The organism is Streptomyces sp. NPDC058576, from assembly GCF_042718715.1.
In the GTDB taxonomy this organism is placed as follows: Bacteria; Actinomycetota; Actinomycetes; order Streptomycetales; family Streptomycetaceae; genus Streptomyces.
This window is the reverse complement of sequence record NZ_JBHXPF010000004.1, coordinates 246,718-270,658: the sequence shown is the minus strand read 5'-3', so window position 1 is coordinate 270,658 and position 23,941 is coordinate 246,718. Positions and strand designations below refer to the sequence as shown.

General features: G+C 72.3%; 19 protein-coding genes. 12 read left to right on the top strand and 7 right to left on the bottom strand.

Features of this window, described 5'->3' with window-relative positions:
* Nucleotides 1-67 precede the first annotated feature (67 nt).
* The 5 genes from ACFWRV_RS05530 to ACFWRV_RS05510 form a co-directional block, all read right to left on the bottom strand.
* Nucleotides 68-3,223 (bottom strand): efflux RND transporter permease subunit, encoded by a 3,156-nt coding sequence (locus ACFWRV_RS05530; RefSeq protein WP_384328567.1) that lies wholly within the window; start codon nucleotides 3,221-3,223, stop codon nucleotides 68-70.
* Between the two features lie 189 nt (nucleotides 3,224-3,412).
* Nucleotides 3,413-4,168, bottom strand: coding sequence for a response regulator (locus ACFWRV_RS05525; RefSeq protein ID WP_384328564.1), 756 nt, complete (start codon nucleotides 4,166-4,168; stop codon nucleotides 3,413-3,415).
* On the bottom strand, nucleotides 4,165-5,463 hold the full coding sequence (locus tag ACFWRV_RS05520; RefSeq protein WP_384328561.1) for a sensor histidine kinase: 1,299 nt from the start codon (nucleotides 5,461-5,463) through the stop codon (nucleotides 4,165-4,167). Before ACFWRV_RS05520 ends, ACFWRV_RS05525 begins: the two co-directional genes overlap by 4 nt.
* A 54-nt stretch (nucleotides 5,464-5,517) precedes the next feature.
* Nucleotides 5,518-5,796, bottom strand: a complete 279-nt coding sequence (locus ACFWRV_RS05515) for a hypothetical protein (RefSeq protein WP_384328558.1) — start codon at nucleotides 5,794-5,796, stop codon at nucleotides 5,518-5,520.
* 10 nt (nucleotides 5,797-5,806) lie between these two features.
* Nucleotides 5,807-6,592 carry a PspA/IM30 family protein gene (locus ACFWRV_RS05510; protein WP_205084653.1) on the bottom strand — a complete coding sequence of 262 codons (786 nt, stop codon included), beginning with the start codon at nucleotides 6,590-6,592 and terminating at the stop codon, nucleotides 5,807-5,809.
* Between the two features lie 318 nt (nucleotides 6,593-6,910).
* Between ACFWRV_RS05510 and ACFWRV_RS05505 the strand changes: the two genes are divergently transcribed.
* The 3 genes from ACFWRV_RS05505 (at nucleotide 6,911) to ACFWRV_RS05495 (ending at nucleotide 9,463) form a co-directional block, all read left to right on the top strand.
* Entirely contained in the window at nucleotides 6,911-7,510 is a 600-nt protein-coding gene (locus tag ACFWRV_RS05505; protein WP_384328554.1) for a DUF3043 domain-containing protein, read from the top strand.
* 68 nt (nucleotides 7,511-7,578) lie between these two features.
* Nucleotides 7,579-8,301 carry a class I SAM-dependent methyltransferase gene (locus ACFWRV_RS05500; protein WP_384328608.1) on the top strand — a complete coding sequence of 241 codons (723 nt, stop codon included), beginning with the start codon at nucleotides 7,579-7,581 and terminating at the stop codon, nucleotides 8,299-8,301.
* Between the two features lie 73 nt (nucleotides 8,302-8,374).
* Nucleotides 8,375-9,463 (top strand): S1C family serine protease, encoded by a 1,089-nt coding sequence (locus tag ACFWRV_RS05495; protein ID WP_384328551.1) that lies wholly within the window; start codon nucleotides 8,375-8,377, stop codon nucleotides 9,461-9,463.
* Between the two features lie 63 nt (nucleotides 9,464-9,526).
* On the opposite strand, the gene ACFWRV_RS05490 is transcribed toward ACFWRV_RS05495, so the two are convergent.
* Nucleotides 9,527-9,736 (bottom strand): hypothetical protein, encoded by a 210-nt coding sequence (locus ACFWRV_RS05490; protein ID WP_384328548.1) that lies wholly within the window; start codon nucleotides 9,734-9,736, stop codon nucleotides 9,527-9,529.
* Nucleotides 9,737-9,814: 78 nt separating this feature from the next.
* On the opposite strand from ACFWRV_RS05490, the gene ACFWRV_RS05485 reads away from it, so the two are divergent.
* The 3 genes from ACFWRV_RS05485 to ACFWRV_RS05475 all read left to right on the top strand — a co-directional run bounded on the left by ACFWRV_RS05485 (nucleotide 9,815) and on the right by ACFWRV_RS05475 (nucleotide 13,259).
* Nucleotides 9,815-11,017 (top strand): bifunctional adenosylcobinamide kinase/adenosylcobinamide-phosphate guanylyltransferase, encoded by a 1,203-nt coding sequence (locus ACFWRV_RS05485; protein WP_384328545.1) that lies wholly within the window; start codon nucleotides 9,815-9,817, stop codon nucleotides 11,015-11,017.
* A gap of 179 nt (nucleotides 11,018-11,196) precedes the next feature.
* Nucleotides 11,197-12,297, top strand: coding sequence for a nicotinate-nucleotide--dimethylbenzimidazole phosphoribosyltransferase (cobT, locus tag ACFWRV_RS05480; protein ID WP_384328542.1), 1,101 nt, complete (start codon nucleotides 11,197-11,199; stop codon nucleotides 12,295-12,297).
* Nucleotides 12,298-12,491: 194 nt separating this feature from the next.
* Nucleotides 12,492-13,259, top strand: a complete 768-nt coding sequence (locus tag ACFWRV_RS05475; protein WP_384328539.1) for a hypothetical protein — start codon at nucleotides 12,492-12,494, stop codon at nucleotides 13,257-13,259.
* Here ACFWRV_RS05475 and ACFWRV_RS05470 read toward each other — a convergent pair.
* Nucleotides 13,157-13,921 (bottom strand): hypothetical protein, encoded by a 765-nt coding sequence (locus ACFWRV_RS05470; protein ID WP_384328537.1) that lies wholly within the window; start codon nucleotides 13,919-13,921, stop codon nucleotides 13,157-13,159. The genes ACFWRV_RS05475 and ACFWRV_RS05470 overlap by 103 nt on opposite strands.
* A gap of 88 nt (nucleotides 13,922-14,009) precedes the next feature.
* Here ACFWRV_RS05470 and ACFWRV_RS05465 point away from each other — a divergent pair, with 88 nt between their 5' ends.
* The 6 genes from ACFWRV_RS05465 (at nucleotide 14,010) to aceE (ending at nucleotide 23,842) form a co-directional block, all read left to right on the top strand.
* On the top strand, nucleotides 14,010-14,792 hold the full coding sequence (locus tag ACFWRV_RS05465) for an adenosylcobinamide-GDP ribazoletransferase (RefSeq protein ID WP_384328534.1): 783 nt from the start codon (nucleotides 14,010-14,012) through the stop codon (nucleotides 14,790-14,792).
* Between the two features lie 203 nt (nucleotides 14,793-14,995).
* Nucleotides 14,996-16,552, top strand: coding sequence for a leucyl aminopeptidase (locus ACFWRV_RS05460; protein WP_384328531.1), 1,557 nt, complete (start codon nucleotides 14,996-14,998; stop codon nucleotides 16,550-16,552).
* A 345-nt stretch (nucleotides 16,553-16,897) separates the two neighbouring features.
* Nucleotides 16,898-18,286 carry a dihydrolipoyl dehydrogenase gene (gene lpdA / locus ACFWRV_RS05455; RefSeq protein WP_384328528.1) on the top strand — a complete coding sequence of 463 codons (1,389 nt, stop codon included), beginning with the start codon at nucleotides 16,898-16,900 and terminating at the stop codon, nucleotides 18,284-18,286.
* Between the two features lie 62 nt (nucleotides 18,287-18,348).
* The gene (gene sucB / locus ACFWRV_RS05450) at nucleotides 18,349-20,130 is read left to right on the top strand and encodes a 2-oxoglutarate dehydrogenase, E2 component, dihydrolipoamide succinyltransferase (RefSeq protein ID WP_384328525.1); all 1,782 of its coding nucleotides are present in this window, start codon (nucleotides 18,349-18,351) and stop codon (nucleotides 20,128-20,130) included.
* Between the two features lie 148 nt (nucleotides 20,131-20,278).
* Complete coding sequence (locus ACFWRV_RS05445) at nucleotides 20,279-20,902, top strand: GntR family transcriptional regulator (RefSeq protein ID WP_384328522.1); 624 nt, start codon at nucleotides 20,279-20,281, stop codon at nucleotides 20,900-20,902.
* Nucleotides 20,903-21,169: 267 nt separating this feature from the next.
* Nucleotides 21,170-23,842 (top strand): pyruvate dehydrogenase (acetyl-transferring), homodimeric type, encoded by a 2,673-nt coding sequence (gene aceE, locus ACFWRV_RS05440; protein WP_384328519.1) that lies wholly within the window; start codon nucleotides 21,170-21,172, stop codon nucleotides 23,840-23,842.
* The last annotated feature ends 99 nt before the right edge of the window (nucleotides 23,843-23,941 follow it).

Sequence of the window (23,941 nt, the reverse complement as noted above, 5' to 3'; positions counted from 1 at the left end):
CCACGCGGGTGCGTGGGACCGGCCCCTTCCGTCTGTCCGGTCAGGACTGCGCGTTGCCGCCGTCGGGTCAGGTCTGCGCGGGCTCGGCCTCGCGGGCCTCGACCGGCTTCGGCTGGTCCGGGACGCCCGCCTTGGCCGCGCGCTTGGCGGCCTTCTTCTTGGCGCGGCGCTCCTTGCGCAGCTCGACCATCGCGTACAGCGTCGGCACGAGCAGCAGGGTCAGCAGCGTGGAGCTGATCAGACCGCCGATCACCACGACGCCCAGCGGCTGCGAGATGAAGCCGCCCTCGCCGGTGACGCCGAGCGCCATCGGGAGCAGGGCGAAGATGGTCGCGAGCGCCGTCATGATGATCGGGCGGAAGCGGTGGCGGCCGCCCTCGATGACCGCCTCCATGATCCCGAGCCCCTGGGCCCGGTACTGGTTGATCAGGTCGATCAGCACGATCGCGTTGGTGACCACGATGCCGATGAGCATCAGCATGCCGATCATCGCGGGAACGCCCAGCGGGGTACCCGTGATGAGCAGCAGGGCCAGGGCGCCGGTGGCCGCGAACGGCACGGAGACCAGCAGGATCAGCGGCTGGACGAGCGACCGGAAGGTGGCCACCAGCAGCATGAAGACGATCGCGATGGCCGCCAGCATGGCGAGGCCGAGCTGCATGAACGCTTCGTTCTGGTCCTCGGTGACGCCGCCGATGGTGGCGGTGGCGCCCTCGGGCAGGTCCAGGGCGTCGATCTTCGCGGCGAGATCGGTGCTGACCGCGCCGGTGTTGTCGCCGACGGGCTTGGCGGTGATCGTCGCGGAGCGCTGTCCGTCGATCCGGGTCATCGAGACCGGGCCGGGGACGACCTTCACGTCGGCGATGTCGCCGAGCTTCACCGGGCCGAGCGGCAGGGCCTTCAGCTCGGCGACGGTGGCAGCCGGCTTCGAGGACCGGATGACGACGTCGCGCTCGGTGTCGTCCAGCGTCGCCGTGCCGGCGGGAGTGCCGCGTACGGCTCCGGCGACGATCCCGCCGAGGGCGGCGGAGTCGAACCCGGCGGCGGCCGCCTTGTCGTTGGCGGTGACCGAGATGCGCGGGACGCTCTGCGCCAGGTCGCTCTGGACGTCGGTGACGTCCTTGAGGGTGGCGACCTCGGTGCGGACCGCCTCGGCCGCCTTCTTCAGGACGTCCCCGTCGGCGGCCTTGACCACGACGCTCAGGTCCTGGGAGCCGAAGCCGTCGCCCGCGGCGATGGTGGTGTCGCCGATGCCGTCGAGCTTGCCGAGGGCCTCGTCGATCCGGTCCTGGGCGTCCTCGTAGTCCGCGGCGTCCTTCAGGGTGACCTGGTAGGAGGCCTGGTTGGCGCCCGTGCCACCGCCGAAGGCGGCCAGGAAGCCGGAGGAGCCGACGGTGACCTGGTAGTCCTTGACGCCCTTGTCCTCGGTCAGGACCTTCTCGACCTTGCGGGCCGCCTCATCGGCGGCTTCCAGGCTGGTGCCGGGGGTGAGCTCCTGCTTGACGGTCAGGACTTCCTGCTCGCCGGCGTCGAAGAAGTTCGTCTTCAGCAGCGGGACCATGCCGAAGGTGCCCAGCAGCACGGCGACGGCGATGACGAGGCTGGTGACCCGGCGGCGGGTCGCGAAGCGCAGGACCGGGACGTAGATCCGCTGGAGCCTGCTGGCCGCCTCCTTCTCCTCGGCGAGGCGGCGGGCTTCCGCCGCGTCCTCGGGGGTGCCCTTGGGCGCCCGCAGGAACCAGTACGACAGCACCGGCACGACCGTGAGCGAGACCAGCAGGGAGGCCAGCAGGGCCGCGGTGATGGTCAGCGAGAACGAGCCGAAGAGCTGGCCGACCATGCCGCCGACCAGACCGATGGGCAGGAAGACGGCGACGGTGGTGAGGGTGGCGGAGGTGACCGCTCCGGCGACCTCCTTGACCGCGGTGACGATCGCCGCGTGGCGCTCCTCGCCGTAGCCGAGGTGACGCTTGATGTTCTCCAGGACCACGATCGAGTCGTCGACGACCCGGCCGATGGCGATGGTGAGCGCGCCGAGCGTGAGCATGTTGAGCGACAGGTCGCGGGTCCAGAGCACGATCAGCGCGAGGACGATCGAGAGCGGGATGGAGACCGCGGTGACCAGCGTCGAGCGGATCGAGGCGAGGAAGACCAGGATCACGACGACCGCGAAGACCAGGCCGAGCGCGCCCTCCGTGGTCAGACCCGAGATCGACTTGGAGACGGCGGGGCCCTGGTCGGAGACGACGGTCAGCTCGGCGCCGGCGCCGAGGTCCTTGCGGAGCTCGGGCAGCTTGTCCTTGACGGCGTCGGAGATGGCGACGGCGCTGCCGTCCTTGTCCATCGTGACCATCACGGCGAGGCTCGGCTTGCCGTTCGTGCGGGTGATGGAGACCGCCGTCGACGGCTCCTGCCTCACCTCGGAGACATCGCCGACGCGCACCGGCTCGGCCGGCTTGTCCGAGCCGCCCGCCGGGTCCTGGGGAACGACCTGGAGGTCCTCGATCTGCTTCAGCGAGGTGTAGGCGCCGCCGACCTGGATGGTGCGGCTCTTGCCGGACTCGGAGAAGGAACCGGCCGGCACGGTGGCGCCGCCCGCCTGGAGGGCCTGGGAGAGCGCGCCCGCGTTCAGGCCGGCCGCGGCGAGCTTCTTGTCGTCGGGCACGACGGAGACCTGGAGGTCCCGCACGCCGTCCACCGCGACCTGGCCGACGCCGTCGATGTCCTGGAGGGCCGGGACGACCGTGCGGTCGAGCCGGTCGGCCAGCACCTGCTGGTCATCGTCGGAGGTGACAGCGAGGACGACGGTCGGGATGTCGTCCGTGGAACCGGCGATGACCTGCGGGTCGACGTCCTCGGGCAGCTGGGCGCGGGCGCGGTTCACCGCCTGCTGGATGTCCGCGACGAGCTGCTTGGTGCCCTCGTCGCCGAAGTCGAAGGTCGCCATGATGAGGGCGTTGCCCTCACTGGCGGTGGAGGTGATGCCCTCGACGCCGTCGACGGCCTTGAGGGAGCTCTCCAGAGGCTCGACGACCTGCTTCTCGACCACATCGGGAGACGCACCCTGGTAGGGCGCCAGCACCGAGACCATCGGCAGTTCGATGGTCGGCAGCAGCTGCTGCTTGAGCTGCGGGATCGCTATCGCACCAAAAACCAGTGCGACGATAGAGATCAGCCCGATCAGGGCCCTTTGCGCGAGGCTGAATTTGGACAGCCAGGACATGGGTGGGTCTCTCTTCTGTGGCGTATGCGGCAGAGGGCGGGGAGGGGAGAACATCGGGGACCTACGCCTCCTCCAGCCCAGTCCTACGATCTCCGCTCCCGGCCGCCGAAACGTCGCCCCTCGGGCTGCTTTCTTATGCCGCGCATACCGCAGGTGGAGTACACCGCCCTCCACCGTGCCGTCGGCCGGTCAGTCCGCGCGGGGACGCACCAGGCCCGATTCGTAGGCGATTACCACCAATTGGGCCCGGTCCCGGGCTCCCAGTTTCGCCATCGCCCGGTTCACGTGGGTCTTGACGGTGAGCGGACTGACCGCGAGCCGCTCGGCGATCTGGTCGTTGGAGTGGCCGCCCGCCACCTGCACCAGCACCTCGCGTTCGCGGCCGGTGAGCGCCGCCAGCCGGGCCCCGTACTCCGCGCTGCCCGGCCCCTCCCCCGAACTGCCGCCCTGGGCCAGGAAGGTGGCGATGAGCCCCTTGGTCGCCGCCGGGGAGAGCAGCGCCTCGCCGGCCGCGGCGATCCGGATGGCGTTGAGCAGTTCGTCCGGCTCCGCGCCCTTGCCGAGGAAGCCGGAGGCTCCGGCGCGCAGCGACCGGACCACGTACTCGTCGACCTCGAAGGTGGTCAGCATGACCACCCGTACCGCGGACAGTTCCGGGTCGGCGCTGATCATCCGCGTGGCGGCGAGCCCGTCGGTGCCCGGCATCCGGATGTCCATGAGCACCACGTCGGCGCCCGTGGCACGGGCCAGCTCCACCGCCTGGGCCCCGTCCGCGGCCTCGCCGACCACCACCATGTCCGGCTCGGAGTCCACCAGCACCCGGAACGCGCTGCGCAGCAGCGCCTGGTCGTCGGCGAGCAGCACCTTGATCGGCGCCTCCGGCGCCTGCGCGGGCGGCTCGGGCGCCGGTGTCCGCGGATCGGGCGTCGGTGTCGGCTGTGTCATCGGCGGAGCCCCGTCCCGCCCGCTGTGCCCGGCCGCTCCGGCTCACCCGTGCGGGCCTCGACCGGAAGGATCGCATGGACCCGGAACCCGCCGCCGTAGCGAGGGCCCGCGGTGAGGGCCCCGCCGAGGGCGGTGACGCGTTCACGCATGCCGATCAGTCCGTGGCCGCCGCTGTCCAGCCGGTCTTCGGTGCCGCGGCCCGGTCCGCCGCCGGGCAGCCGGGCGGTGCTCCCCCGGCCGTTGTCGAGCACGGTGACCTCGGCGGTGGCGCCCACCCGTACGACGCTCACCTCGGCCCTGGCCCCGGTGCCGGCGTGCTTGCGGACGTTGGTCAGGGCCTCCTGGATGACCCGGTAGGCGGCCAGGTCGACGGCCGCGGGCAGCCGTTCCCGGCCGTCGGCGCAGGCCACCTCGACGGGGAGCCCGGCGTTGCGGAAGGTGGTGACCAGCTCGCCGAGGACGGCGAGCCCGGGGGCGGGTTCGGTGGGGGCCTCGGGGTCGCCCTGCTGGCGCAGGAGGCCGACGGTGACCCGGAGTTCGTTGAGCGCGGACCGGCTGGCGTCGCGGACGTGCGCGAGCGCCTCCTTGGCCTGGTCGGGGCGCTTGTCCATGACGTGCGCGGCGACCCCGGCCTGCACGTTGACCAGGGCGATGTGGTGGGCGACGACGTCATGGAGGTCCCGGGCGATGCGCAGCCGCTCCTCGGCGACCCGGCGGCGGGCCTCCTCCTCGCGGGTGCGCTCGGCCCGCTCGGCGCGTTCCCGGATGGCGTCGACGAACGCGCGCCGGCTGCGCACGGCGTCCCCGGCGGCCCCGGCCAGCCCGGTCCAGGCGAAGACGCCGAAGTTCTCCTGGCTGTACCAGGGGGTCGAGCCGAAGACCATCGCGGCCGCGGTGAGCCCTCCCATGGTCAGCAGCCCGACCCGCCAGGTGGTGGGGCGGTCGGTGCGCGAGGCGACGGTGTAGAGGGCGATGACGGCGCTCATGACCACCGGGGCGGGCGGGTCCATCAGGACGTACTCGACGGCCGAGAGCGCCGCGGTGACGGCGAGGACCTGCATCGGGCGGCGGCGGCGCAGGACGAGGACCGCGGCGGAGAGCGTCATCAGGAGCACGCTGAACAGCTCGGGGGTACGGGCCCCGAAGGCGGGGGGCCCGTGGCCGTCGCCCGGGTCGGTGAACGAACTGCAGATCATCACGACGAGGGTGCAGAACGCCAGGGTCGCGTCGAGGGCGAGGGGATGGTCCCGGAGCCAGCGGCGGGCACGCGCGAAACCGGACGAGAGGGTGGTCACGTCCAGCAACGGTACGCGGCCCGTCCACGGGCCCGCCGGGGCCGGCCCGTGGACTCAGTTGGGGATGAGCCCGTCGTCGCTGAGCATGGCGCGCACGTCTTCGAGGCTGGCGTCGGGCGCCGGCAGGATCAGCTCGGACGGCTCCAGGGAGTCGTCCGGCAGCGGAGTGCCGAGCTCGCGCACCTTGTCCAGGAGCGCGTGGAGGGTGGTGCGAAAGCCGGGGCCGTCGCCGCTCTCCATCTCCTTGAGCAGGACGTCGTCGAGCTCGTTCAGTTCGACGACGTGACTGTCGGCCAGCTTGACCTGGCCCTCCCCCATGATCCGTACGATCATGACGCTGCCCTCACTGCTTGTCGAACTTGTGCGGGGACGACTGCTGCGACTGCTGCGAACCGTCCTGCGCGCCGCCCTCGATGGCCTGCTGCGAGGACGAGGAGCCACCGGCCAGCTCGGCCTTCATGCGCTGGAGCTCCAGCTCCACATCGCTGCCGCCGGAGAGCCGGTCCAGCTCGGCGGCGATGTCGTCCTTCGCCGTGCCGGTCGGGTCGTCCAGGGCGCCGGAGGCGAGCAGCTCGTCGATGGCGCCGGCCCGCGCCTGGAGCTGCTGCGTCTTGTCCTCGGCCCGCTGGATCGCGAGGCCGACGTCGCCCATCTCCTCGGAGATGCCGGAGAAGGCCTCGCCGATCCGGGTCTGCGCCTGGGCCGCCGTGTAGGTGGCCTTGATGGTCTCCTTCTTCGTGCGGAAGGCGTCCACCTTGGCCTGGAGGCGCTGGGCCGCGAGGGTGAGCTTCTCCTCCTCGCCCTGCAGCGTGGTGTGCTGCGTCTCCAGGTCGGTGACCTGCTGCTGGAGGGCGGCACGCCGGGACAGCGCCTCGCGCGCCAGGTCCTCGCGGCCCAGCGCCAGCGCCTTGCGGCCCTGGTCCTCCAGCTTGGACGACTGGCCCTGCAACTGGTTCAGCTGCAGCTCCAGGCGCTTGCGGGACGTCGCCACGTCGGCGACGCCGCGACGCACCTTCTGAAGCAGCTCCAGCTGCTTCTGATACGAGTAGTCGAGGGTCTCGCGCGGATCCTCGGCCCGGTCAAGGGCCTTGTTTGCCTTCGCGCGGAAGATCATCCCCATACGCTTCATGACACCGCTCATGGGCTTCGCGCGCCCCCTTCTGACGGACTGAGCTCCAGCACTCCCGATAGAACCCACAGTACGGGCCCTGCCTCTATTACCGCACTGTTCGGACGCCGATGTGCTCCTCCCCAAGGACGACTGCACCCGGTGAACGCTCCCGCCCAGGGTGTAGGTGAGGCCCCGGGACGTTCGGTGACGGACGCCGGAACAGGCGGTAAACGCCCGTATCGGCCCGTCGAGGCACCGCTGGCGACGCCGTCCGTTGCCGGATCGTTCCCGCCCGGGTCTCCGGGCCCGCGCGCCGACCCCGTACCCTTGGGTTTTGTGTTCCGTAGCCGTGCCAAGACAGAGAAGGCCCCCACCGACAAGGTGACGGCGGACCTCTCCCAGCAGCCCCGCGACCCGCAGGCTCCCAAGGGTCGCCCCACCCCCAAGCGCAACGAGGCCCAGACGCAGCGCCGTCGTGCCGCGTCCAGTGCGCCGACCGACCGCAAGGCGGCCATGAAGCGCCAGCGCGAAGCGCGCCGCGCCGACCTGGCCAAGCAGCGTGAGGCGCTCGCGTCGGGTGACGAGCGCTACCTGCCGGTCCGCGACAAGGGCCCGGTCAGGCGCTTCGTCCGCGACTACGTGGACTCGCGCTTCTGCATCGCCGAGTGGTTCCTGCCGCTCGCCGTGATCATCCTGATCCTCAGCGTGATCCAGGTGCAGAACATCCAGAGCATCTCGCTGCTGCTCTGGCTCGGCGTGATCATCCTGATCGTGATCGACTCGATCGGTCTGTCGATGCGCCTGAAGAAGCAGCTGCGCGAGCGCTTCCCGGACACGCCGAAGCGCGGAGCCGTGGCGTACGGCCTGATGCGCACGCTCCAGATGCGCCGACTGCGGCTGCCGAAGCCGCAGGTCAAGCGCGGAGAGCGGCCCTGAGCACGGAGACCTCCGGCTTCGCCGGGGTCTCCTCGGAGTGGCCGGCGGGTCTCGGCGGCGTACGCAACCTGGTCCGCCAGGAGCTCGTCGCACGGCAGCTGGACGAGCAGATAGCCGGCCGGTTCCCGGTGGGCCGGCGGCTGCGCGTCCTGGACGTCGGCATGGGCCAGGGCACGCAGGCGCTCCGACTGGCACGGGCCGGTCACTCGGTGACCGGGCTGGAGTCGGACGCGCGGATGCTGGCCTCGGCCCGTGCGTCGCTGGCGGCCGAGCCGGAGGGCATCCGGGAGCGGGTCAGGCTCATCGAGGGCGACGGCCGGGACACCGGGGTGCACTTCCTGCCCGGGAGTTTCGACGTGGTGCTGTGCCACGGCGTCCTGATGTACGTCGAGGAGCCGGACCCGATGCTGGCCGGGCTCGCCCGGATGCTGGCGCCGGGCGGTCTGCTCTCCCTGCTCGTACGGAACGCGGACGCGCTCGCGATGCGCCCGGGGCTCGCCGGTGACTTCGGCGCGGCCCTGACCGCCTTCGACACCGCCACGTACACCGACCGCCTCGGCCTCACCGTGCGGGCCGACCGGCTCGACGCGCTGCGGGCCACGCTCGCCGGGATCGCCGCGCCGCTGCACGCCTGGTACGGGGTGCGGGTCTTCACGGACAACGTCGGCGACGACGTGGAGCTGCCGGCCGAGGAGCTGGAGCGGGTCCTGACCCTGGAGGACCGGGCCGGGCGGACCGACCCGTACCGGGGTGTGGCGGCGCTGCTCCACCTGTGCGGCGTGCGCGGCTGACACCGCCGCGCGCGGGGGCCCGTTCGGCCCATCAGCACGGGCACCCGAACGGGTCGGGCACCAGACTCCGGATATGGACGCATCCCCCTCCCGCAGCCGGGCACGCAGGCTGCTGCTTCCCCTGTCCGCGGCCGTCTGCGCCATCGCCCTGTCGGGCGGCTGCTCCGGTACGGATCCGGCGGCCCCGGCTCCCGAAGCCAGCGCCTCGGGTACGGCGCAGGGTGCGGTGAAGCGCGCCCCCGACGATCTGGAGAACGCCTACCAGGACGTCATCAACGACGTGCTGCCGTCGGTGGTGCAGATCGACGCCTCCGAAGGCCTCGGTTCCGGGATCGTCTACGACGACAAGGGGCACATCGTCACCAACGCCCATGTGGTCGGCGACGAGAAGGAGTTCAAGGTCAGCGTCGCCACCGGGGAGGCGGTGCTGAACGCCTCGCTGGTCTCCTCCTACCCGGAGCAGGACCTGGCCGTGATCAAGCTCGACGAGGTGCCGGACGGGCTGCGGCCCGCGAAGTTCGGCGACGCGGAGAAGGTCGAGGTCGGGCAGATCGTGCTGGCGATGGGCTCGCCGCTGGGCCTGTCGAGCAGCGTCACGCAGGGCATCGTCTCCGCGCTCGGCCGGACCGTGAGCGAGAGCCGGTCGGGCGGTGGCACGGGCGCGACGATCGCCAACATGGTGCAGACGTCCGCGGCGATCAACCCGGGCAACAGCGGCGGGGCGCTGGTGAACCTCGACAGTGAGGTGATCGGCATTCCGACCCTCGCGGCGACCGACCCGCAGATGGGCGCGGGCGCGGCGCCGGGCATCGGCTTCGCGATCCCCGTCTCGATGGTGAAGACGGTCGCCGACCAGATCGTCAAGGACGGCAAGGTCACCGACTCGGGCCGGGCCGCGCTGAACATCACCGGCCGCACGGTCGTCGACGACAACTACCGTCCCGCCGGGGTGGCGCTGGTCAGCGTGGAGCGGGGCGGGGCGGCGGCCGACGCGGGGCTGCGGCCCGGGGACACCATCACGAAGCTCGGGGACACCGAGGTCACCACCATCACCTCGCTCTCCGAGGCGCTGGCGGGCGACCAGCCGGGCCGGAAGGTGACCGTGACCTACACGCGCGACGGCGACAGCCGGACGGCGGAGGTCACGCTCGGGGAGATCTGATCCCCGGGAGCCGGAGAGGGGCGGTACGGGGTTCCCGTACCGCCCCTTCTTCTCGGCCGGGCGTCAGGCGCCGTCGGCCTGGAGGCTCATCGGGCCGTAGATCCTGGTCGTGTCCTCGAAGAGCGTCACCTGCGCGGCACCGCCCTCCAGGAGCTCTTTCCAGTACTCACCGATCCAGGACTCCGCGTCGCCCTGGGTGGTGAACTCCTCCGGCTGCAGCGCCGGCTCCGTCTCCGTACCGTCGGACTTCTCGAACCGCCACGTCCACGCCATGCCAGCCTCCCGGGTCGCGTTGCTGCCCGAAGCGTAGCCGGACGCGCACCTCGCGCGGGGACACGGGAGGATCAAGGTGTGGAACTGACACTGCTCGGCACCGGATCCCCCGACGGGCTGCCGCGCCCCTCCTGCCCCTGCGCGGTCTGCGCCTCGGCCCGCGGACCGTGGGCGCGGGCCGCGACGGCGCTGCTGGTCGACGACGCGCTGCTGCTGGACCTCACTCCCGGAGTGATGTTCGCGGCCGCCCGTGCCGGGCATTCGCTGGGCGCGGTCCGCCAGGTGCTGCTGACCCACCCGCACGACGGGCCCGCCGTGGAACTGCCCGCCCTGCTGCCGCCGGCCGGGCGGGTGCCGGACGGTCAGGTCCTGACGCTGATCAGCGGCCACCGGGTGCGGGCGGTCGCGATGGACGCCCCGGGGACCGGGTACGAGGTGACCGCCCCGGAGGGCGAGCGGCTGCTGTACCTGCCGCCGGGGGCCGCCCCCTCCGGGCTGCCCGAGCGGGTGGAGCGGCCGTACGAGATGGTCGTCCTCGATGTGATCGCGCGCCCCGACGCGGTGGCCCGGCTGCGGTCGGTGGGCGCGGTCGGGCCGACGACCGAGGTGATCGCGGTCCACCTGGACCACGACGCCCCGCCGGGCGCGGCGCTGGAGCGGCGGCTCGCGGCGGCCGGTGCGCGGGCGGTGCCGGACGGGACGACGCTGGTGGTGGGCGAGTACCACGCGGTGCCGGACGTGCCGCGCCGGGTGCTGGTGACGGGCGGCGCCCGGTCGGGCAAGTCGCTGGAGGCGGAGCAGCGCCTGGAGACGTTCCCGGAGGTGGTGTACGTGGCGACCGGCGGCCGCCGCGACGGGGACCCGGAGTGGGCGGCCCGGATCGGACTGCACCGGGAGCGCAGACCGGGCGCCTGGCGGACCGAGGAGACCTGCGAGCTGCCGGAGCTGCTGGGGGCGGACGGGCCTCCGCTGCTGATCGACTGCCTGTCGCTGTGGCTGACCGACGCGATGGACCGGGTGGACGCCTGGGAGGACGAGCGGTGGCACGGGGGCGGCGAGGCGGCGTTGCGGGAGCGGGTCGCGGAGCTGGTCGCGGCGGTGCGCGGGACCCGGCGGCCGGTGGTGCTGGTGACCAACGAGGTGGGGTCGGGGGTGGTCCCGGCGACGGCGGCGGGGCGGCGGTTCCGGGACGAGCTGGGGCGGCTGAACGCGGCGGTGGCGGCCGAGTGCGAGCAGGTGCTGCTGGTGGTGGCGGGGCAGGTGCTGGTGCTGCGGGGGTGAGGGGGCGGGCGGCTCCGCGGGGTGCGGGGGTGGCTGGTTCCGCTGCTCGCGGCCCGTTCCCTCCCGTGGGCCGACCGGTACTGTTCCCGCTGGGGCGTGATCCGCCGGACACGCCCTGGGGGCCCGCAGCCGGGTTCCCGGACCCGGATCCGACGTGACGACCCGCGAGGCAGACCTCCGTGAACCTGGACGACTTCTCCGACCTGATCCAACGCCCCGACGGGGGTGTGCGGCGCGATGCCGAGGAGCGGCGCGAGCGGCAGACCGTCCCCCCGGGAGCGCTCGGGCGCCTCGACGAGCTGGGCGAGTGGCTCAGCGCCGCGCAGCAGTCCGTGCCGGTCAGGGCCGTCGAGCAGCCGCGCCTGGTGCTCTTCGCCGGTGACCACGGGGTGGCGGAGCTGGGCGTCTCGGGCCGGCCGGCGGGCAGCGCCCACGAGCTGGTGCGGGCCGCCCTCGACGGGGCGAGCCCGGCCTCGGTGCTGGCGCGGCGGTTCTCGGTACCGACGCGGATCGTGGACGTCTCCCTGGACTGTGATCCGGAGCTGCTGCCGGAGTCCGTGGTGCGGCACCGGGTGCGGCGGGGCTCGGGGCGGATCGACGTCGAGGACGCGATGAGCGCGCAGGAGGCCGAGCAGGCGATCCGCCTGGGCATGGCGATCGCCGACGAGGAGGCGGACTCCGGCACCGATCTGGTGGTGCTCGGCGACCTCAGCGTGGGCGGGACGACGGCCGCGGCCACCCTCGTCGCCGCGCTCTGCGGAACGGACGCCTCCGTGGTGACCGGGCGCGGCGGCGCGGGCATCGACGACCTGGCGTGGATGCGCAAGTGCGCGGCGATCAGGGACGCGTTGCGCCGGGCCCGGCCGGTGCTGGGCGATCAGGTGGAGCTGCTGGCCACGGCCGGCGGGGCGGACCTGGCGGCGATGACGGGCTTCCTGCTGCAGAGCGCGGTGCGCCGGATGCCGGTGATCCTGGACGGGGTCGTCTCGGCGGCCTGCGCGCTGGTGGCGCAGCGGGCGGCGTTCCGGGCGCCGGACTGGTGGCTGGCCGGCCAGGTCAGCGGGGAGCCCGCGCAGACGAAGGCGCTGGACCGGATGGCGCTGACCCCGCTGCTGGACCACGGGGTGACGGTGGGCGAGGGCAGCGGCGCGCTGCTGGCCCTGCCGCTGGTGCAGGCCGCGGCGGCGCTGGCCGCCGAACTCCCGGAGCGGGAGCCGGAGAAGCCCGTGGAGGACGAGGAAGCGCCGGAGCCGGAGGCAGCGGCCCTCGACGGGGTCTGAGGGCACGGTCCCCCGGCCTCCCCCTGCGCGCGGACGAGATCGGCGTCACTGGGGTGTCGCTCAACTTCGCGCTGCCCCGGCCCGTCTTCGGGAGGGATCGCGGCTCGGCGGATCGCCGCCGACGCCGCGTACCGACTGAAGGACCGACCGACTGACCGACCGGGGGCCCGTCTCATGCTGTCCGGGAAGAGCGGATGAACCGTCTTCCGGCCCTGCGCCGGGCGGCGGTGCGGGAGTGGGGCCCGCTGCTCACGACCGTACGGGCCGGTCTCGCCGGGCGCGGGGTGCGGGCGCTCGCGCTGACGCTGAGCGCGGTGGCGCTGACGGCGCTCGTCCAGGTGGCGCAGAACCGGTCGTGGGGCTTCCGGCCGGTGCGGAACCTCGGCGCCGTACGGGCCGAGGACCCGCTCCCGCTCGCCCTCCTGCGCACCCCGCTGTCGCCGTTCGTGCCCGCGCTCGATCTGCCGGTGTGGGGCGCGCTGGCCCAGATCCTGCTGGTGTTCGGTGTGGCGGAGGTGTGCCTGGGGCGGTGGCGCACGCTCGCGGTGGCGTACGGGGCGACGCTGGCCGGGACGCTGTACGCGCGGGTCGGCGTCGCCCTCGGGCCGGAGGCGTTCCTCGGGCTGCCCGCATCGGACGCGCGGGTGGTGGACACCGGTCCTTCGGCGGCGGTCGTGGGGCTCGCGGTGTACGTCTGCCACCAGCGGCGCGCCTGGTTCACCGGGGCGCTGGTGGTCCTCGCGATGGCGGTGGAGGTCCTCGTCAAGGACAACCTGGCGGGCCGCGAGCATCTGGCCGCCATCGCCGCCGTCCTGGTGGTGTGCGGCGTACGCGAGTGGCTCGGGCGGCGGGGCGACGGTCAGGACTTGCGGCCGGGCGGCAGCGGGACCCGGTCCGGGGCGCCGCCGATGAGGTCCTGGAACTTCCGGCGCGGCCCGGCCCAGCGGACGTCGTGGTGGTAGGCGCGGAGCATCGCCCGGGAGCGGGCCCGGTGGCGGTGGCGGTAGAAGCGGCGGGCCCAGAGCGAGGTGGGGCGGGCCAGCCGGATCGCGCCGATCAGCGCGACGAACGGGACGAGGGTGCCGAGTACCGCCATCCGCAGCTTGCCCTTGAACAGGGCGATCAGGACGAAGCAGAAGTTGATCACGTACGTCGCGATGAGGCCGAGCCGCCCCTGTTCCTCCTCGTCGTCGACGTCGTCGACGCCGAGCGGGGAGAAGCCCGCCAGGACCAGCAGCACCAGCGAGGCGGTCAGCACCACCACCTCCACGCTCTGGCGGCCCTCCTCGGTCCAGTACACGTCGTCCAGATGCAGGATCAGGGCGAACTCGTCGAGCACCAGGCCGGCCCCCACCCCGAAGATCACCGCGAACACCCCGGCGGCCACCCCGTGCCGTCCGCTGGCCACCGCGCCGAACCCGCCGACGACGGAGAGGACGACCCCGGGCACCACGTGGTGGATGTGCACCCCGCCGGGGGTGATGTTGCCGAACGGGCCTTTCCCGGCGCGGATCATGCGGGTGATGGTGCGGGTGATCGCGAAGGTCAGGACGAAGGCGGCCAGCGCGAGGAGCAGCGGCACCTTGCCCGGCTCCGCGATGTTGTCGTGCCACCAGTGACCCATGCCACCCACTCCCGATACGTCAGGTTCCGCTGCTTTTGACGTGTTTCGCCCAATCTATCGGTGCGGCCCAGCGGCTAGCCTGCGCGCCGTGACCTCCCTGAACAGCCACGGCATGCGTTTCGCCTTCGGCACCCTGACCGTGCTGCCGGTCCGGGTGACCCGTTGGGACCGCGCCACCGCCCGCTCCGGAATGCTCCGTGCCCCGCTCGCCGGGCTCGTCGTGGGGCTGCTCGCCGCCGCCACCGGCTCGCTGTCGCTGCTGGCCGGCTCGGGTCCGCTGCTCGCGGCGGTGGCCTCCGTGGCGGTGCCGGCCGCGCTCACCCGGGGGCTGCACCTGGACGGTCTGGCGGACACGGCGGACGGCCTCGGCAGCGGGAAGCCGGCCGAGGACGCGTTGCGGATCATGAAGCAGTCCGACATTGGGCCGTTCGGTGTCATCACGCTGCTCCTGGTCCTGCTGGCCCAGGTCGCGGCCCTCTTCGAGCTGTACGGGGAGGGCTGGGCGCACGGGGCCCTCGGGACCGTCGTCGCGGCCGTCGCCGCCCGCCTCGCACTGACCCTGGCATCCCGTCAGGGCGTCCCGGCGGCCCGGCCGGAGGGGCTCGGGGCAACGGTGGCGGCCACGGTCCCGGCCGGGCGGGCGCTGCTCGCGGCGGCGGTGACCGTGGTGCTCTGCGCGGGGGCGGGCGCGGCGTTCGGGCCGTCGGGGGCGCTGCACCACGCGCTCGCGGTGCTCGGCGCTCTCGGCGCCGCCGAACTGCTGCTGCGGCACTGCGTACGGCGGTTCGGCGGGGTCACCGGGGATGTGTTCGGCGGCGTCGAGGAGATCGCGGCGACGGCAGCCCTGGTGGTGCTGACGCTGGGGGCCTGACGGAGCGGCACCCCCGCGGCGGCCGTTTCCCGACCGCCTTAGCGGTCGGAAGGGCGACCGGGAAGGGCCGCCGCCGTCACGGAGCAGGAACTGCGCGCGTAGGCTCATTCCCGGCACATCGTCGGGGCGTCTACGATGCGCCGGGCACGGTCGGCCCACCCCTCGGCCGAACTCGAACTCAACGGAAGCGAGATTTCACCACCGTGACTGCTCTCACTCTCAGCACTGCCGGTGCGGCGACGCTGCGCGCCGACGCACTCGTCGTCGGCGTCGCCAAGGGCGCTGGGTCCAAGTCGGGGCCGGTCCTCGCACCGGGTTCCGAGGCCGTGGACAAGGCGTTCGGCGGGAAGCTCGCCGACGTCCTCGCGACCCTGGGTGCCACCGGTGCCGAGGGCGAACTGACCAAGCTGCCCGCCGCGTCCGGCCTCAAGGCCCCCCTCGTCGTCGCGGTCGGCCTCGGTCCGGTCCCGGACAAGGAGGACGCCTACGACGCCGAGGCGCTGCGCCGCGCGGCGGGCACCGCCGCCCGTGCGCTGACCGGCTCCAAGAAGGCCGGCTTCGCCCTGCCCGCCGGCTCCGTCGAGGACGCCGCGGCCGTCGCCGAGGGCGCGCTCCTCGGGTCGTACGCCTTCACCGCCTACCAGGGCGGCGAGAACAAGCTCGCCCCCAAGGACGCGAAGTCCAAGGACAGCGGCCCGAAGCAGCCGCTCGCCGAGGTGACCCTGCTCGGCGCCAAGCCCCGCGACAAGGGGTACAAGGCGGCCGTCGACCGCGCCCTGGCCCTGGTCGAGGAGATCAACCGGGCCCGCGACCTCATCAACACCCCGCCGAACGACCTGTACCCCGAGTCCTTCGCCGCCGTGGCCACCGCCGCGGGCAAGGAGCACGGCATCAAGGTCCAGGTCCTCGACGAGAAGGCCCTCGTCAAGGGCGGCTTCGGCGGCATCCTCGGCGTCGGCCAGGGCTCCGCGAACGGCCCGCGCCTGGTCAAGCTCGCCTACACCCACCCGAAGGCGGAGAAGACCCTGGCCCTCGTCGGCAAGGGCATCACCTACGACTCGGGCGGCATCTCGCTCAAGCCGGCCGGCCACAACGAGACGATGAAGTGCGACATGAGCGGCGCCGCCGCCGTGTTCGCCGCCGTCGTCACGGCCGCCCGCCTCGGCCTGAAGGTCAACGTGACCGGCTGGCTGGCGCTCGCCGAGAACATGCCCTCCGGCAACGCCACCCGCCCCGGTGACGTGCTGCGCATGTACAGCGGCAAGACCGTCGAGGTCCTCAACACCGACGCCGAGGGCCGGCTCGTCCTGGGCGACGCGCTGACCCGCGCCTCGGAGGAGAAGCCGGACGCGATCGTCGACGTGGCGACCCTGACCGGCGCGATGGTGCTGGCGCTCGGCAACCGCACCTTCGGGATCATGGCCAACGACGACGCCTTCCGCACGTCGATCCACGAGATCGCCGAGGAGGTCGGCGAGGCCTCCTGGCCGATGCCGCTCCCCGCCGACCTGCGCAAGGGCATGGACTCCCCCACCGCCGACATCGCCAACATGGGCGAGCGGATGGGCGGCGGCCTGGTCGCCGGTCTGTTCCTCAAGGAGTTCGTGGGCGAGGGCATCGCCTGGGCACACCTGGACATCGCGGGACCGGCCTTCCACGAGGGCGCCCCGTACGGCTACACCCCCAAGGGCGGCACCGGCTCCGCGGTCCGCACCCTGGTCCGGCTCGCCGAGCGCACCGCCGACGGCGACCTGGGCTGAGCGATCACCCGTGCACGGCCCCGGGCACAGGTCCGGGGCCGTACGTGTTCTCGCGGCGGAAGCGGCAAGGATGAGCGTCGGGGAGCGAACGGGTTTCGCTCTCGACGAACACAGGCCTGATCCGTAGGCATCTACGCAGCAGTAACCCTCCGGATCGGATGATCATCCGTCCCGGACCCGGGCCCCGCGTCCCGCCCACCGTCGACAAGTGCGAAGATGGGTTCTCGGCAGGACAGGGCCCCCACCACAGGGCCGAAGACAAAAGCGGCCGCACACCAGCCGACCGGCCGGTCACACCCCAGCGACGGGGCCCGGCGTACGGCGCACATGCATGGAGGACGTGACGTGGCGAACGACGCCAGCACCGTTTTCGACCTAGTGATCCTCGGCGGTGGCAGTGGCGGTTACGCCGCGGCCCTGCGCGGAGCGCAGCTGGGCCTGGACGTCGCCCTGATCGAGAAGGGCAAGGTCGGCGGCACCTGCCTGCACAACGGCTGCATCCCCACGAAGGCGCTGCTGCACGCGGGCGAGATCGCGGACCAGGCCCGCGAGTCGGCCCAGTTCGGCGTGAAGGCCACCTTCGAGGGCATCGACATGGAGGCCGTCAACAAGTACAAGGACGACGTGATCGCGGGCCTGTACAAGGGTCTCCAGGGTCTCATCGCCTCGCGCAAGGTCCACTACATCGAGGGCGAGGGCAAGCTCTCCTCCCCCACCTCGGTGGACGTGAACGGCCAGCGCGTCCAGGGCCGCCACGTGCTGCTGGCGACCGGCTCCGTGCCGAAGTCGCTGCCCGGCCTGGAGATCGACGGCAACCGGATCATCTCCTCGGACCACGCGCTGAAGATGGACCGTGTCCCGAAGTCCGCGATCGTGCTGGGCGGCGGCGTCATCGGCGTCGAGTTCGCCTCGGCGTGGAAGTCCTTCGGCACCGAGATCACGATCGTCGAGGGCCTCAAGCACCTCGTCCCGGTCGAGGACGAGAACAGCTCCAAGCTTCTTGAGCGCGCGTTCCGCAAGCGCGGCATCAAGTTCAACCTCGGCACCTTCTTCGACAAGGCCGAGTACACGCAGGACGGCGTCCGCGTGACGCTCGCCGACGGCAAGACCTTCGAGGCGGAGCTGCTGCTCGTCGCCATCGGCCGCGGCCCGGTCTCGCAGGGCCTCGGTTACGAGGAGCAGGGCGTCGCGATGGACCGCGGCTATGTCCTGGTCGACGAGTACATGCAGACCAACGTCCCGACGATCTCGGCCGTGGGCGACCTCGTCCCGACCCTCCAGCTCGCCCACGTCGGCTTCGCCGAGGGCATCCTGGTGGCGGAGCGGCTGGCCGGTCTCAAGACCGTCCCGATCGACTACGACGGCGTGCCCAAGGTGACGTACTGCCACCCCGAGGTCGCCTCCGTCGGCATCACCGAGGCCAAGGCCAAGGAGATCTACGGCGCGGACAAGGTCGTCGCCCTCAAGTACAACCTCGCGGGCAACGGCAAGAGCCGGATCCTGAAGACCGCGGGCGAGATCAAGCTCGTCCAGGTCAAGGACGGTGCCGTGGTCGGCGTCCACATGGTCGGCGACCGGATGGGCGAGCAGGTCGGCGAAGCCCAGCTGATCTACAACTGGGAGGCCCTGCCCGCCGAGGTCGCCCAGCTCATCCACGCACACCCGACGCAGAACGAGGCGATGGGCGAGGCTCACCTGGCACTGGCCGGCAAGCCTCTCCACGCCCACGACTGATCCCCCGGTCCCGGGCGCGACGACCGACCACTTCCGCATTTTCGTAAGGAGCAACTGAAACCATGTCGGTTTCCGTAACCCTTCCGGCGCTCGGCGAGAGCGTCACCGAGGGCACTGTCACCCGTTGGCTGAAGGCCGAGGGCGAGCGCGTCGAGGCCGACGAGCCGTTGCTCGAGGTCTCGACCGACAAGGTCGACACCGAGATCCCGGCCCCCGCGTCCGGCGTCCTGTCGTCCATCAAGGTCGCCGAGGACGAGACCGTCGAGGTCGGCGCCGAGCTGGCCGTCATCGACGACGGCTCCGGCGCTCCGGCAGAGGCCGCGGCTCCGGCTGCCGAGGAGCCCGCCGCTCCGGCCGAGGAGGCTCCGGCCCCCGCCGCCGAGCAGCCCGCCGCCCCGGCCCCCGCGGCCGAGGCTCCGGCCGCCTCCGGCGGTTCCGCCGAGGGCACCGACGTCACCCTCCCGGCGCTCGGCGAGAGCGTCACCGAGGGCACCGTCACCCGCTGGCTCAAGGAGGTCGGCGAGGAGGTGGCCGAGGACGAGCCGCTGCTCGAGGTCTCCACGGACAAGGTCGACACCGAGATCCCCGCCCCGGTCGCCGGTGTGCTGCTGGAGATCGTGGTCGGCGAGGACGAGACCGCCGAGGTCGGCGCGAAGCTCGCCGTTATCGGTGCCCCGGGCGCGGCTCCGGCCGCCGCTCCGGCGCAGCCCGCCGCCCCGGCCCAGGAGGCCCCGAAGCAGGAGGAGCCCAAGCAGGAGGCCCCCGCGGCTCCCGCCCCGGCCCCGGCTGCTCCGGCCGCCCCCGCCGCTCCGGCCCCGGCCGCCCAGGCCCCGGCGGCTCCGGCCGCTCCGGCCCCGGCTCCGGCGCAGCCCGCCGCCCCGGCGCCGGCCGCTCCGGCCGCGCCCTCCGGTGACGACGGCGCGTACGTCACGCCGCTGGTCCGCAAGCTCGCGTCCGAGAACAACGTGGACCTGAGCGCGGTCAAGGGCACCGGCGTCGGTGGCCGGATCCGCAAGCAGGACGTCGTCGCCGCCGCGGAGGCCGCCAAGGCCGCCGCGGCCGCTCCGGCGCCCGCCCAGGCTCCGGCCGCCGCCAAGGCGCCGAAGCTGGAGGCCTCCCCGCTGCGCGGTCAGACGGTCAAGATGACCCGCATGCGCAAGGTCATCGGCGAGAACATGATGAAGGCGCTGCACTCGCAGGCCCAGCTGACCTCGGTCCTCGAGGTCGACATCACCAAGCTGATGAAGCTGCGCAACCAGGCGAAGGCCTCCTTCGCCGCCCGTGAGGGCGTCAAGCTGTCCCCGATGCCGTTCTTCGTGAAGGCGGCGGCCCAGGCGCTGAAGGCCCACCCGGTCATCAACGCCCGGATCAACGAGGACGAGGGCACCATCACGTACTTCGACGCGGAGAACATCGGCATCGCCGTGGACGCGGAGAAGGGTCTGATGACCCCGGTCATCAAGGGTGCGGGCGACCTGAACATCGCCGGCATCTCCAAGAAGACCGCGGAGCTCGCGGGCAAGGCGCGCGGTGGCGGCCTCACCCCGGACGACATGTCCGGCGCCACCTTCACCATCAGCAACACCGGTTCGCGCGGCGCCCTGTTCGACACCGTCATCGTGCCGCCGAACCAGGCCGCCATCCTGGGCATCGGCGCGACGGTCCGCCGTCCGGTGGTCATCGACCACCCGGACCTCGGCGAGACCATCGCGGTGCGCGACATGACCTACCTCTCGCTCTCCTACGACCACCGTCTGGTGGACGGCGCGGACGCCGCCCGCTACCTGACCTCGGTCAAGGCGATCCTGGAGGCGGGTGAGTTCGAGGTCGAGCTCGGCCTCTGAACGCCCCGGCTGTAACCAGCCTCACCAGCGGCGCCCCCGTCCGGAACTGATCCGGGCGGGGGCGCCGCCGTATTGTCTAAACATCACCAGCGACCTGCCGCGCCCGTGATGATGCAGGCAGCACCGGTCTGCCCTGAAGGAGCCCCTCATGACCCCGCCCGTCGTCCACTCGCTGCGCGAACAGATCCGCGAGCACATCGTGGAGGGGATCGTCAGCGGGCGCTGGAAGCCGGGTGAGCGGATCGTCGAGCGCCGCATCGCCACCGAGCTGGAGGTCAGCCAGACGCCCGTGCGCGAGGCGCTGCGCGAGCTGGAGACGCTCCGGCTGATCGAGTCGGCCCCCAACAAGGGCGTCCGGGTCCGCAATCTCACCGCCGCCGACCTGGAGGAGAGCTACCCGGTCCGGGCCGGCCTGGAGCAGATCGCGGCCGAGCTGGCGGCCCCCCGGCTCGGCCAGGACTGCTCGGCGCTGGCCCCGCACGTGGCCGCGCTGTACGAGGCGGACCGGCTGGCCGACGGGGAGGCGCAGGTGCGGCACACGGTCGGCTTCCACCGGGAGCTGGTCCGGGCCGCCGGGAACGCGGTGCTGCTGCACACCTGGGAGGGGCTGGGCATCGAGGTGTTCACGGCCCTGTCGATCCGCTGGCTGGGCACGGTGCAGAAGTCGTACGCGGAGGAGCACCAGACGCTCATCGACGCCTTCCTCGCGGGGGACCCGCAGATCGGCGCCCTGGTGAAGGCCCATGTGCTGGGCTGCGCGCCCCGGGCCTGACCGCTTCCGCGAGCTCCGATCATCTGATGTGCGACCTGCTCGTCCGTGCAGGTCAGCGCCCTTTTTGCGCGCTATTTCGCGTCACTCCGTGCCCTGTTTCGAGGCACCCCATGCCACTTTTCTTCGTATCGAGAAGTTTTGCCTTCAATCCTTTGATCGATCATCGATCAGCGTCTTACAGTTCATTTCGCGGGCCCACCGGCCCCATCGCTCTGTCCTGCCAGATAGAGCCTTCTCCACCCCCCTCCTCTCCGGAAGGCGGCGATCATGACCGACCCCGTAGGAAAGCTTCCGAGCGAGCTCGACCAGCTCCCGGACCGTGACCCCGAGGAGACCGCCGAATGGGCGGCCTCCCTGGACGCCGTCACCAAGGCTGCCGGCCCGCACCGTGCCGCGTACCTGATGCGCCGCTCGCTGCAGCACGCCGAGGGCGCCGGTCTCGCGCTGCCCAAGCTGCTGGAGACCGATTACGTCAACACCATCCCGACCGCCGCCGAGCCCGCGTTCGACGGCGACCTGGAGATCGAGTCGAGGATCACCGCGTGGAACCGCTGGAACGCGGCCGCGATGGTCACCCGTGGTTCGCGGTTCGGGGTCGGCGGCCACATCGCCACCTTCGCCTCGGCGGCCTGGCTCTACGAGACCGGCTTCAACCACTTCTTCCGCGGCAAGGAGGGGGACGGCTCCGGCGACCAGCTCTACATCCAGGGCCACGCCTCCCCCGGCATCTACGCCCGCGCCTTCCTCGACGGCCGGCTCAGCGAGCAGCAGCTCGACCACTTCCGCCAGGAGTCCGGTGGCGAGGGCCTGCCCTCCTACCCGCACCCGCGGCGGCTGCCCTGGCTGTGGGAGTTCCCCACCGTGTCGATGGGCCTCGGCCCGCTCTCGGCCATCTACCAGGCGCGCTTCAACCGCTATCTGGCCAACCGTTCCATCAAGGACACCGCCAACTCGCACGTCTGGGCCTTCCTGGGCGACGGCGAGATGGACGAGCCCGAGTCGACCGCCGCCCTCGCGCTGGCGGCCCGTGAGCAGCTCGACAACCTGACCTTCGTCATCAACTGCAACCTGCAGCGCCTCGACGGCCCGGTCCGCGCCAACTTCCGCGTGGTCCAGGAGCTGGAGGCGCAGTTCCGCGGGGCCGGCTGGAACGTCGTCAAGACGCTCTGGGGCAACGCCTGGGACGAGCTGTTCCAGCTGGACACCACGGGCGCGCTGCTGCGCCGCCTGCGCGAGGTCCCGGACGCCCAGTTCCAGACGTACGCCACCCGCGACGTCGCCTACATCCGCGAGCACTTCTTCGGCGCCGAGCCCGCGCTCGCCGAGCTGGCGAAGCTGCTCACCGACGCGAAGATCGGCGAGTGTTTCTACACCTCGCGCGGCGGCCACGAGGCCCGCAAGGTCTACGCGGCATACCGGGCGGCCGTGGAGCACAAGGGCGCGCCGACCGTGATCCTGGCCCAGACGGTCAAGGGCTACACGCTCGGCAAGGGCTTCGAGTCCAAGAACGCCAACCACCAGATGAAGAAGCTGTCGATCGACGAGTTCAAGGGCATGCGCGAGCTGCTCGGCCTCCCGATCCCCGACAGCGCCTTCGAGGACGGTCTCGTCCCCTACGGCCACCCGGGCGCCGACTCCCCCGAGGTCCGCTACCTCCAGGAGCGCCGCGCCGCCCTCGGCGGCCCCGCTCCCGCTCGCCGGATGCACGCCTCCGCGCCGCTGCCGCAGCCCGAGGAGCGCGCGTTCAAGGCCCTGTACAAGGGGTCCGGCAAGCAGGAGATGGCCACCACCATGGCGTTCGTCCGCCTGGTGAAGGACCTGATGCGGGACAAGGAGACCGGCAAGCGCTGGGTGCCGATCGTCCCGGACGAGGCCCGTACCTTCGGTATGGAGTCGCTGTTCCCGTCGGCCGGCATCTACTCGCCGCTGGGCCAGACGTACGACCCGGTCGACCGCGACCAGCTGATGTACTACAAGGAAGCCAAGGACGGCCAGATCCTCAACGAGGGGATCACCGAGGCCGGGGCCATGGCCGACTTCATCGCCGCCGCCACGTCGTACGCGACGCACGGCGAGACGATGATCCCGTTCTACATCTTCTACTCGATGTTCGGCTGGCAGCGGACCGGCGACCAGATGTGGCAGCTCGCCGACCAGCTCGGCAAGGGCTTCATCGTCGGCGCCACGGCGGGCCGTACGACCCTGACGGGTGAGGGCCTCCAGCACGCGGACGGCCACTCGCACCTGATCGCGGCCACCAACCCGGCCTCGCTCAACTACGACCCGGCGTTCGCGTACGAGGTCGCGGTGATCGTCAAGGACGGTCTGCGGAGGATGTACGGCCCCGACGCCGAGGACGTCTTCTACTACCTGACGGTCTACAACGAGCCGAAGCCCCAGCCCGCGATGCCCGAGGGCGTCGAGGAGGGCATCGTCAAGGGCCTGTACCGCTTCAAGGAGGGCACGCCCGCGAAGGCGGACGCGCCGCGCATCCAGCTCCTCTCCTCGGGTACGGCGATCCACTGGGCCCTGGAGGCCCAGGAGCTGCTGGCCGCCGACTGGGGCGTCACGGCCGACGTCTGGTCCGCCACCTCGTGGGGCGAGCTGCGCCGCGACGCGCTGGAGGCCGACGAGGCGCTGCTCCGCGGTGAGGTGCAGGTGCCGTACGTGACGCAGGCGCTCTCCGGCGCGCCCGGCCCGGTGCTCGCGGTCAGCGACTGGATGCGTCAGGTCCCGGACCAGATCAGCCAGTGGGTGGAGCAGGACTGGTCCTCGCTCGGCACGGACGGCTTCGGCCTCTCCGACACCCGCGAGGCGGCCCGCCGCCACTTCGGCGTCGACGCGCAGTCGATCGTCGTGGCCTCGCTGGCCCAGCTCGCCAAGCGCGGCGAGGTGCCGGCCTCGGCGGTCAAGGAGGCCCGGGAGCGCTACGGCATCTGAGCCGTCAGCCCGACCTGACCCCCGGTCACCGGGGCGGAAGTGCCCGACAGCGCTTCCGCCCCGGCGCAAGCGCTGTCGGGGGGGGGGGGCTCCGCTGCC